The sequence below is a fragment of the Giesbergeria sp. genome (genome assembly GCF_028686475.1).
GTDB lineage: Bacteria > Pseudomonadota > Gammaproteobacteria > Burkholderiales > Burkholderiaceae_C > Simplicispira.
This window is the reverse complement of sequence record NZ_JAQUCA010000039.1, coordinates 1-11,309: the sequence shown is the minus strand read 5'-3', so window position 1 is coordinate 11,309 and position 11,309 is coordinate 1. Positions and strand designations below refer to the sequence as shown.

10 protein-coding genes are annotated in these 11,309 nt (G+C 56.4%); all 10 read left to right on the top strand.

The features are described 5' to 3' along the window. Positions 1-409 precede the first annotated feature (409 nt). The 10 genes from PHX60_RS15330 (at position 410) to gshB (ending at position 11,143) form a co-directional block, all read left to right on the top strand. A complete protein-coding gene (locus PHX60_RS15330; RefSeq protein ID WP_300079517.1) occupies positions 410-1,096 on the top strand; it encodes a hypothetical protein in 687 nt (228 codons plus the stop codon). Positions 1,097-1,178: 82 nt separating this feature from the next. Further along, complete coding sequence (locus PHX60_RS15325) at positions 1,179-1,703, top strand: hypothetical protein (RefSeq protein WP_300079515.1); 525 nt, start codon at positions 1,179-1,181, stop codon at positions 1,701-1,703. A 184-nt stretch (positions 1,704-1,887) separates the two neighbouring features. Beyond that, on the top strand, positions 1,888-2,145 hold the full coding sequence (locus PHX60_RS15320) for a DUF4160 domain-containing protein (RefSeq protein WP_300079513.1): 258 nt from the start codon (positions 1,888-1,890) through the stop codon (positions 2,143-2,145). A gap of 2 nt (positions 2,146-2,147) precedes the next feature. Continuing rightward, positions 2,148-2,588, top strand: coding sequence for a DUF2442 domain-containing protein (locus PHX60_RS15315; protein ID WP_300079510.1), 441 nt, complete (start codon positions 2,148-2,150; stop codon positions 2,586-2,588). Between the two features lie 70 nt (positions 2,589-2,658). Continuing rightward, complete coding sequence (locus PHX60_RS15310; RefSeq protein ID WP_300079508.1) at positions 2,659-3,939, top strand: glutamate-5-semialdehyde dehydrogenase; 1,281 nt, start codon at positions 2,659-2,661, stop codon at positions 3,937-3,939. Between the two features lie 12 nt (positions 3,940-3,951). Continuing rightward, positions 3,952-5,403, top strand: a complete 1,452-nt coding sequence (gene trkA / locus PHX60_RS15305; RefSeq protein ID WP_300079506.1) for a Trk system potassium transporter TrkA — start codon at positions 3,952-3,954, stop codon at positions 5,401-5,403. Positions 5,404-5,427: 24 nt separating this feature from the next. After that, on the top strand, positions 5,428-6,894 hold the full coding sequence (locus PHX60_RS15300) for a potassium transporter TrkG (protein WP_300079504.1): 1,467 nt from the start codon (positions 5,428-5,430) through the stop codon (positions 6,892-6,894). Between the two features lie 69 nt (positions 6,895-6,963). Next, positions 6,964-8,259, top strand: coding sequence for a glutamate--cysteine ligase (gene gshA, locus PHX60_RS15295; RefSeq protein ID WP_300079502.1), 1,296 nt, complete (start codon positions 6,964-6,966; stop codon positions 8,257-8,259). Positions 8,260-8,304: 45 nt separating this feature from the next. Continuing rightward, positions 8,305-10,173, top strand: coding sequence for a potassium transporter Kup (locus PHX60_RS15290; protein WP_300079499.1), 1,869 nt, complete (start codon positions 8,305-8,307; stop codon positions 10,171-10,173). A gap of 13 nt (positions 10,174-10,186) precedes the next feature. Further along, entirely contained in the window at positions 10,187-11,143 is a 957-nt protein-coding gene (gene gshB, locus PHX60_RS15285; RefSeq protein ID WP_300079497.1) for a glutathione synthase, read from the top strand. Positions 11,144-11,309: the final 166 nt, after the last annotated feature.

Sequence of the window (11,309 nt, the reverse complement as noted above, 5' to 3'; positions counted from 1 at the left end):
CCAAACAGAACGGATGATCTTTTTAAAAGAGAGGCAATCGCACGGGCAATCCTTCGCTCTATCGACGCATTGCCGCCCAACTAATCAATCCAGCGGACGCTTTCGGCACCGCTGATTTCAGCGTTAGCATTTGCCCACGGTCGTGCTTATTCCAAGAGCGTAAAAATCTGGTTTTTGTTGTCGCCAGTTTTCCAAAGTAGGTTTTGCCTTTGGTCGTTTGGCTCAATTTTTCCCGTGTCGTATTGGCGCTGGTACAGGCTAATTTTTCCGGCTATGCTGCTGGCTTCGGGTGGCTGTTGTGTGGGCTTTGGTTCTAACGCGGCAGTCAACGCGGACGGCTTGCAGCCGCCGGTTACTTTGGTTCGTTAGGCTAAAAACCCCATCTGCTCACAATCCAAAGGAGAACCTCATGTTGAAAAAATTACTATCTGCCGCCTTTATCTCACTTGCGCTTACTGCTTGTTCTAAGCAGGAAAGTTCCTCAGCCTCGGCTATTCCCCCAACCGCCTCTGCTCCTGCACCCCAGCCAGTAGCTGATAGCACTGACAAAGCAACGGTTTCAACAGCCAACGGTCCTTTCGGTCTTGCTGAAGGAATGACACTCGCACAGATTGGAGGAAAGCCTCAGAAGGTTGCCCCAGGCAAATGGAGATTAGCCTCTGTCCCCAAGCCCCATTCGGCCTTTGAAGAATACATAGTACAAATTGGGCCAACTAGCGGCCTATGCTGGATTAAAGGTATCGGCAATACCATGAAAACGAACGTGTATGGCTCAGAGGTTCGCAGCCAATTCACTGACCTGAAGGAGCGGCTTTCAGCTAACTACGGGAAATCGAAGGATATTGATCGACTACTTCAGGGAAGCATTTGGGATGAACCCCGAGATTGGATGATCGCACTTCTTAAAAAAGAGCGGGTATTATTTTCTGTCTGGGATCATGAAAGTGGCGCAACACTTAATTCAGAGTTGAAAAGCGTTGGGTTGATAGCTTCCGCACTTGGAACCGAAGAAGCAGTTATTTCAGTGGAATACTCTTTTTCTAATGAGAATAAATGTGAGGCAGAGATCAAAAAAGAAGAAGATGGTGCTCTATAGCAGATATGCCTAACATTGCATTCAACCCGGACGGCTTCCAGCCGCCGCTTATTTTAGTTCGTTAGGTCTCATGGAGCACTCTATGGAAGTAATCGACTACCTCACGGCTATTCTTGTCTTTGTCACTACCATTTACTCTTATTTGACACACAAAATGGCAAAGGCGAGCGAAGCGTCTGTTCAAGCGGTAAGAGAGCAGTCTGAGGCGATGCTCAGACCATATGTAAGTATCTCCCCATATGTCAGGCCGCACACCACTGTTCTTTATCTAAAAATTGAGAATACAGGACGGACGGCTGCTGAGAATCTTCAGCTCTCGATGGACAAAGATTTCTTCCAGTTCGGGGAGGTGAAGCAAGCGGATAACAATCTTCGTACGAAGGCGGCGTTCGTTGAATCCATACAAAGCCTTCCGCCTAATGGAAAGCTAGTATTTGCGCTGGCCCAAGGCTTTGTCATTTTCGCCTCGGGGGCTGACCAAAAAGTTGTCCCACAACAGTTTTCCATAACGGCATCTTACGGTTTCGCGGGGAAGCAGGTGTGCGAGACTCATCGGATTGACTTGCGGCCTTTCATTGGCACTGAAGGCGAGCGCGACCCGAAATAATTAGGGTCAGATTCCAATTTTTCATTTTCAATGAGATTCTGACCCCAGTTTTTCCTATGCCCAAAGAATACGACTTCAGCAAAGGAAAGCGCGTGGTGCTGTGAATGAGGCCCTGCACGCCGCCTAATCCGCAAGAGGTGTTTGCGCCTTGAGGCAAACAGCGGTTGATGTTGAGTTGCACTAAATGATGCAAATTTTGCACTATCATAAAGCAATGAATACGATCTACCGCGACGGCAAAATGAAAATTTCAGTCTATGCTGACCATGCGCCGCCGCATTTTCATGTGCGTACCCCCGACGGTGATTCAGCGGTAGATCTTGCCACCATGATGGAGCTTGCTGGCTGTGCAAACCGTAAGCTACTAGCCAAAGCCATCGCTTGGGCCTTGGCCAACCGGTCGCTCATCGAAGCCGAATGGAACCAACTTAACGGAGACTGAAAATGCGCGAAAAACTGCCCCGAATCACCAGCGTCCGAGCGCTGGATGCCATGCGTATCGCTGTCAGTTTTGAAGATGGATGGAGTGCCGAGCTGGATCTTGCCGAATTTGTGGCTGGTTTCAAAAGCCTCAAGCCTTTGACCGATGCCGCCCTGTTTGCGCGGGTGGCGGTAGAAGAATGGGGCAGCGGCCTGACTTGGGACGATGAAGGCCCGTTGTCGATTGCGGCCACCACGATTTACCGCCTGGCTTGCGAGCAATCGGGTAATCCGGCACGCATTTTCGATGCTTGGATGATGCAGCATGGACTTTCTGCCAGCAAAGCGGCCCAGGTGCTGGGCATGAGCAGGCGCAACATCATCAACTACCGCACGGCTACCCGCCCCATCCCCAAAGTGGTGCAGTTGGCTTGCAAGGCAGTGGATATGGGGGCTGGTGGCTAGATTTTCACCAGTTGGTGCTGGCAGCACATTGCTGCCCACGCTGGGCGCGCTTCTGCCAGAATCTACGCCCATGAACGCCCTCTCCGTCACCGAAATCATGCAGACCCTCGGTCTGCAAGCCAAAACCGCCTCGGCCCTGATGGCCAAGGCCCCCGCTGCTGTCAAAAACAAGGCCCTGCTGGCCCTAGCGCGTCTGTTGCGCGAGCAAACCGAGGCTTTGCAGACCGACAACGCGCGCGATTTGGCGCGCGCCCGCGCCGCTGGGCTGGCCGAGCCGATGGTGGACCGCCTCAAGCTCACGCCCCAAGTCTTAGAAACCTGCGCCCAAGGCTGCGAACAATTGGCCGCCATGCCGGATGTGATTGGCGAAATCATCGGTATGAAGCAGCAGCCCAGCGGTATCCGCGTGGGTCAAATGCGCGTGCCGATTGGCGTGTTCGGCATGATTTACGAAAGCCGCCCCAACGTCACCATCGAGGCCGCCAGCCTGAGCATCAAGAGCGGCAACGCCTGTATCTTGCGCGGCGGCTCCGAGGCGATTGACTCCAACCAAGCCTTGGCCCGTTTGGTGGTGCAGGCGCTGCAAGAAGCTGGTTTGCCCGAACACGCGGTACAGTTGGTAGCCACCACCGACCGCGAGGCCGTGGGCCAACTCATCGCCATGCCCCAGTATGTGGATGTCATCATCCCACGCGGCGGCAAGGGCTTGATTGAGCGCATCAGCCGCGATGCCAAAGTGCCAGTGATTAAGCACTTGGATGGCAATTGCCATACCTATGTTGATGACAGCGCTGACGTGGCGTTGGCCCTGCGTGTGGTCGAGAATGCCAAAACGCAAAAATACAGCCCCTGCAATGCCACCGAGAGCCTGTTGGTGGCGCGCAGCATCGCGGCGCAGTTTTTGCCGCAAATCGGCACCGTGTTTGCCGCCAAAGGGGTAGAAATGCGTTGCTGCCCCGAAGCGCTGGCCTTGTTGCAAGACGTAGCGGGCGCGAACGTGCTGCCCGCGACGGAGCAAGATTGGAGCGAAGAATACCTCGCCCCTATCATCAGCATCAAAGTGGTGTCTGGGGTGGAGGAGGCCATCGCCCACATCAACCGCTATTCCAGCCAGCACACTGAGGCGATTTTGACCACCAACCACATCCACGCCCAGCGCTTTCTGCGCGAGGTGGATTCCAGCAGCGTGATGGTGAACACCAGCACCCGCTTTGCCGATGGCTTTGAATACGGTTTGGGGGCCGAAATTGGCATCAGTACGGATAAATTCCATGCCCGTGGCCCGGTGGGCATCGAGGGCCTGACCTCGCTCAAGTACATTGTGCTGGGCGAAGGCGAAGTGCGCGGCTAAACACAGCACCCCGTGAAAATCATCATCCTAGGTGCCGGGCGCGTCGGCCAAAGTGTGGCCGACAGCTTGGTGTCCGAGCGCAACGACATCACCGTCATTGACACCAACGCCCAAAGCCTGCGCGAGCTAGAAAGCCGCTTTGACCTGCGCGGTGTCGTGGGCAGTGGCATCAACCCCAGCGTGCTGGCCGAGGCCGGGGCCAAAGACACGGATTTGCTGATTGCTTGCGCCACCCAAGATGAAACCAATCTGGTGGCCTGCAAGGTAGCGCAACTGATGTTCAATATCCCGGCGCGCATTGCGCGCGTGCGCTCTTCGGGTTTTGATCCGGGCGGGGTGCTGGCCGGGCCGGAGGGTTTTGGGGTCCACATCATCTGCCCCGAGGCTTCGCTGACGCGCTATATCGTCAAGCTGATTGAATACCCCGAAGCCATGCAGGTGCGCGAGTTTGCCGGTGGCCGTGCTTGTTTGGTCTCAACCCGCGCTATGCCGGGGGCACCGATGGTGGGCCAGAGTATCGCCCAGGTGCGCGAAAACATGCCCAATGTGGCGATGCGGCTGGTGGCGATTTACCGGCGCTTCCCCGAAGAGCCAGACCGCTTCGTGCCCTGTGCTGGCAGCACCCGCATTGAGCCGGGCGACGAGGTGTTTGTGCTGGCCGCGCGTGAGCATATTCCCTTTGTTTTAGCCGCCTTACACCGCCGCCCGAACCAGCCTGCGCGTCCGGTGCGCCGCGTCATGGTGGCTGGGGGCGGCGAGGTAGGCTTGCGCTTGGCCCAAGAGCTGGGCCGCCAGCCGGGACGCTTTCACGTCAAGCTGCTCGAAGGCCACCCCGAGCGCTGTATTGCTTTGGCCTCTACCTTGCCGCCTGATGTCTTGGTGTTGCAAGGCGATGCCACCGACGAGAGTTTGTTAGAAGCCGAAAATATCGAAGAGATTGATTTTTTCTTGGCCCTGACCGACGACGATGAAAACAACATCATGTCCAGCTTGCTGGCCAAGCGTATGGGCGCGCGCCGCGTGCTGTCTCTAATCACCCGGCGCAGCTATGCCGATTTAATGCACGGCACCGAGATTGACATCGCCCTATCTCCTGCCCAAGCCATGTTGGGTGAATTGCTGGCCCATGTGCGCCAAGGCGATGTGCAGGCCGTCCACAGCCTGCGCCGGGGCGTGGCCGAGGCGTTAGAAATCGTGGCGCGTGGCGACCGCAAAAGCTCGCGCGTGGTGGGGCGCAAAGTCAGTGACCTGTCCTTGCCCGAAAACGTCCACATTGGCCTGATTGTGCGTGGCTTGCATGGCCTAGAAGAAGCCCCGCAAGCCCCCGCTGGCCCACCGCAGGTCGTCATACCGCAAAGCCATACCGTCATCGAACCCAATGACCACGTGGTGTTTTTCCTGCCCAACAAGCGCCTCGTGCGCGATGTAGAAAAACTGTTCCGTGTCAGTGCCACCTTCTTTTGATGGCCTCCGCCACGGCCCTTTGCTATGAACGATGTTTTTCCCGTTTTGCGCGTGCTGGGCATGTTAATCATGTTGTTTGCGCTGGCAATGGGCGTACCGCTGCTGGTGTCTTGGTGGATGCAAGATGGCATCTGGCCGGTGTATCCGGTGTCGATGGCCTTCACTTTGCTGGTGGGGGGCACCTTGGTGCTGGCATTGCGCCGCTACCAACGCGAACTGCAACCGCGCCACGGCGTGATGCTGGTGACGATGGTCTGGGTGTTATTGCCCTTGTTTGCCACCTTGCCGCTGCTGTTGGCCTATGAGCAAATTGGCCGCCCCTTGAGTTTTACCCACGTTTATTTTGAAACCGTCTCGGGCCTGACCACCACTGGTGCCACGGTATTGCCCAATTTAGACACCCTGCCCGTGTCCATCAACGTCTGGCGCACCTTTATGCAGTGGCTGGGCGGCATGGGCATTTTGATTTTGGCGGTAGCCGTCTTGCCGATGCTGGGCGTTGGTGGGGCGCAACTGTTCAAAGCCGAAGCCGCTGGCCCCATCAAAGACACCAAACTCACCCCGCGCATGACCGAAACCGCCAAAGGGCTGTGGGGCGTGTATGCCCTGTTCTCGGTGGCCTGCTTTATCGCCTACTGGTTGTTGGGCATGTCGCCGGTGGACGCACTGATGCACATGTTCGCCACCGTGAGTTTGGGCGGGCTGTCTTCGCACGATGCCAGTTTTGCTTATTTTCAATCCATCGGGCTGGAGCTGGTGGCCTTGGTATTTATGCTGCTGGCCAGTTGCAATTTTGCCCTGTATTTTGTGGCCCTACGCAAAGGCCATTGGCGCGGTTTTTGGCATGACCCCGAAATGCAGGCCACCTTAGCCGCGCTGCTCGGTGGCGGTTTGCTCGTGGCCGTATTGCTTTGGGCCAAAGACATTTATGGCCCGCTAGAGGCGCTGCGCTACGGCATGTTCAACGTCGTCTCGGTGGCCACTACCACTGGTTTTTCTACGGTAGATTATCTGCAATGGCCGGTGCTGGCCCCGGTGTTGATGCTCATGCTCTCGGGTGTCGCGACCAGTGCCGGTTCTACCGGTGGCGGTATCAAAATGGTGCGAATGCTGATTTTGGTCAAGCAAGCACGGCGCGAAATGACGCGCTTGGTACACCCCCATGCCGTGCAGCCGGTGCGCTTGGGCGGATCGGTGGTCGAAAGTGGGGCCATTTTTTCTATCATGGCTTTTATGCTGGTTTATGGGGGCACCGTCATTGTGTTGAGCATGGCGTTGCTGTTGACCGATTTAGACCCCATCACCGCCGTGAGTGCCGCCATTGCCAGCGTCAACTGCGTCGGGCCGGGCATGGGCAGCATTGGGCCAGCGGGCAACTTCACCCCCCTGACCGATTTTCAGCTTTGGGTTTGCACTTTGGGCATGATGTTGGGGCGTTTAGAGATTCTCAGCTTTATGGCTTTACTGACCCCCGCTTTTTGGCGGCGGTGAGTCGGTTGCGTTGGGAGGGCAGCTGCCAACTCCCTACAATGGGGCGCAACTGTGTTTCAAGGGCACCCTATGGTTCCGCACCTCATTACCGCCCTCACTGGGCCTATCAACGAACTCGAACAGCGCGTCATTGACTCGATGCCCGCCACCGAGCGCTGGTTCCGTCTGGAGTGGATGGAGCACACGCCACCCTTTTACACCTCGGTCGATATCCGCAACGCGGGCTTCAAGCTGGCCCCGGTCGATACCAATCTATTTCCGGGGGGCTGGAACCACCTCACCCCCGAGATGCTGCCTTTGGCCGTGCAGGCCGCAATGGCAGCGATTGAGAAAATCTGCCCCGAAGCGCGCAACCTGCTCATCGTGCCCGAAAACCACAAGCGCAACAGTTCTTACCTGAGCAGCTTGGCACAATTGCAGCGCATTTTTAACATGGCAGGGCTGAATGTGCGTATGGGTTCCATCAGCCCGGAGGTCAAAACCCCGGTCGTGTTGGATTTACCCGATGGCACCTCCATCACCCTAGAGCCACTATTGCGCGAGCGTGGCCGTGTCGGCTTGAAAAATTTTGACCCCTGCACCATTTTGCTCAACAACGACCTCTCGGCAGGCGTACCCGGCATTTTGGAAGACCTGCAAACCCAGCACCTGCTGCCGCCCCTGCACGCCAGTTGGAGCGTGCGGCGCAAAAGTCGCCACTTTCGCAGCTACGAAGAAGTCAGCAAACGCTTTGGCAAACTGCTAGGCATAGACCCTTGGCTGATTAACCCCCTGTTTGGCCAATGCAGCGAGGTGGACTTTGCCAGCAACACCGGCATGGAATGCCTGCAAACCCAAGTCGATACCGTCCTGGGCAAAATCCGGCGCAAATACAAAGAATACGGCATCCACGAAAAGCCATTCGTCATCGTCAAAAACGACAACGGCACCTGCGGTTTGGGGGTCATGACGGTGCGCGATGCCAAAGAGTTGAGCGCACTCGCGCCCGCTACCTTGGCCGCCATGACCGTCAGTAAAGATGGCCAAGCGGTGCATGACATCCTGATTCAAGAAGGCGTACTCACCCAAGAGCGCGTGCAACAGGCCGTGGCCGAGCCAGTGGTTTATATGGTTGACCGCTATGTGGTGGGCGGCTTCTACCGTATCCATGCCCAACGCGGGGTCGATGAAAACCTCAATACCCCTGGTGCGGATTTTGTCCCCTTGGCCTTTCACCACAGCACGCAGCTACCCCAACCGGGTGCGCGTCCGGGTGCCAGCGCTCCCAATCGCTTCTATATGTATGGTGTCGTGGCCCGCTTGGCCATGTTGGCCGCCAGCTACGAACTCGAAGCCACCGACCCCAACGCCGAGGTGTACGACTAAAGTAGGCGCACAATTGCATTCCGCACTTTTTTGTGGGGTCTTTTTGTGCAAAACTCTCAATCTTCACTTGGCGCACTCATGCTGGGTGCCATTGGCGTTGTCTATGGCGACATCGGTACCAGCGTGCTGTATTCGGTCAAAGAGGTTTTTGGCTCCGGCCATGTTCCCTTCACCCCCGACAACGTCCACGGCATCTTGTCCATCTTCTTTTGGACGCTCACCGTCATCGTCTCTTTAAAATATGTCTCCTTGGTGCTGCGTGCCGACAACCACGGCGAAGGCGGCTTGGTGGCCATGCTGGCGCTGGCCTCGCAAACCGTCAAACACCAGCCGCGCTTGCGCCATGTGCTGCTGCTGGTAGGCATTTTTGGCACCTGCCTGTTCTATGGCGATGGAGTCATTACCCCGGCCATTACCGTGTTGGGGGCGATGGAGGGGCTAGAAGTTATCTCTCCCAGCTTCAAAAAAGCCGTGGTACCCCTTACGCTGGTGATTTTGTTGCTCTTGTTCAGCGTGCAAAAGCGCGGCAGTGCCAGCATTGGGCGCTTTTTTGGCCCCGTGATGGTGGTCTGGTTCATCGTAATTTCAGCCTTGGGCATCTACCATATTGTGGGCAATCCGGGCATTTTGTGGGCCATCAGTCCACACTATGCGCTAGGATTCATGTGGGAGCAGCCCGGCATTACCTTCATCATCTTGGGCGCCGTGGTGTTGTGCGTCACCGGCGGCGAAGCCCTCTATGCCGACATGGGCCATTTTGGCCGTCGCCCGATTCGCATGACCTGGTTCACCATTGTCATGCCCGCACTGACCCTCAATTACTTCGGCCAAGGTGCCCTGCTGCTCAAACAGCCCGAGGCCGTCAAAAACCCCTTTTTTATGATGGCCCCGGATTGGATTTTGCTGCCGCTGGTGCTGCTGGCCACAATGGCCGCTGTCATCGCCTCGCAGGCTTTAATCTCTGGTGCTTTTAGCGTCACCAAACAGGTGATTCAGTTGGGCTACCTACCGCGCCTGCGCGTGCTGCACACCAGTGTGCAAGAAGTAGGGCAAATTTACCTGCCCTTTGTCAATTGGGGCTTGTTTGTGCTGATTGTTTTGGCGGTGGGCATGTTCAAATCCTCCAGTGCTTTGGCTTCGGCCTATGGTATTGCCGTCACGACGGATATGCTCATCACCACCGTGCTAACCTTCTTTGTCGTTCGCAATGCTTGGCGTTTGCCTTTGTGGTTGTGCGTTGGTGCCACTGCCTTTTTCTTTACGGTTGATTTTGCTTTCTGGGCTTCCAATTTGCTCAAACTGTTCGATGGCGGCTGGTTCCCGCTGGTGATTGCAGGGGCCATTTTCATCGTCATGCAAACCTGGAAAGAAGGCCGGCGCCTGTTGCACCAAGCCATGCAAAGCGATGCCATCCCCCTGCCAGAATTTTTGACCGCCGTGTTTGTCAGCCCCCCAGTGCGCGTGGCTGGTACGGCAGTTTTTCTGACCGCAGACCCCAACGGCGTACCCAACGCACTGTTGCACAACCTCAAGCACAACAAAGTGCTACACGCGCAAAACCTGTTTGTCTCTGTGCGCCACCACGAAGTACCGTGGATAGCCCACGAAAAGCGGGTCGAAATGTCCGCCTTGGGCAACGATTGCTGGCAAGTGGTCATCCACTACGGCTTTATGGACAACCCCAATGTACCCTTGGCGCTAGAACAACTAGGGCCTTTGGGTTGCACCCTAGAGCCTATGAGTACCAGTTATTTTCTATCACGCGACACCGTCATCCCCACCTCTGGCGGTGGCATGGCAGCGTGGCGTGAAAAACTATTCGCCCAAATGCACCACAATGCCAGCGGTGCAGCCGACTTCCTGCACCTGCCCAGCAATGCCGTAGTCGAATTGGGTTCCAAGGTCACTATTTGAGTCTTTTTTCACCATGAAAATCCTGTTCGTTGCCGACCCCCTCGCGTCCTTTGTCACCTACAAAGACACCACCTTCGCCATGATGCGCGAAGCCCAGCGCCGTGGACACCAGATTGCAGCCTGCCAACCCCAGCACCTGCGTTGGTTGCGCGGCCAGCCGGTGCAAGCCCAAGTGCAAGACATCACCCTGACTGGCCAAACCCCCGCATGGTTCAGCGTACAAACAGAGCGCAACGCTGCCTTGGCCAGTTTTGATGCCGTCCTGATGCGTAAAGACCCGCCTTTTGACAGCGAATACTTTTACGCCACCCATCTGCTAGAGCAGGCCGAGCGCGATGGCGCGCGCGTTTTCAATCAACCGCGCGCCCTGCGCGACCACCCCGAAAAACTGGCCATCCTAGAATTCCCCCAGTTCATCGGCCCCACGCTGGTCACGCGCAACCCCGACGATGTGCGCCAATTCCACGCCGAACACCAAGACATCATCCTCAAGCCCCTCGATGGCATGGGCGGCATGGGCATCTTCCGTGTCGGGCCAGACGGCATGAACTTGGGCAGCATCATCGAAACCCTCAACCAACATGGCACCCAAACCCTGATGGTGCAAAAATTTTTGCCAGCCATTGCCCAAGGGGATAAGCGCGTGCTGGTGATTGGGGGCAAGCCGGTACCCTATTGCTTGGCGCGTATCCCCCAAGGCAACGAAGTGCGCGGCAACTTGGCCGCCGGTGGCAAAGGCGTAGCCCAACCCCTGTCCGCACGGGACTGGGAAATAGCCAACAGCTTGGCCCCCATTCTCTACCGCCGAGGCTTGTTGCTGGCAGGCATTGACGTGATTGGCGATTGCGTCACCGAAATCAACGTCACCAGCCCCACCTGCTTCCAAGAAATCCAGCAACAAACCGGCTGCGATGTACCCGCCCTGTTCATAGATGCACTAGAGCAAGCCGTAGCAGAGGCGACGGCGTAAAACATAAAACCCTACGGTTTAAGTCAGTCTTTATCTGGCGCTACAATCACGCCCTTGCTGCCAACCAAGCCCTTCTGTCACAAGAAAAGCAACTGGCAGCAAGTGGGTTTTGGTTTGATGCAGGTTTCCAGTGTTGGCAAAGTTTTTTCAAAGACTCTTGCAAGCA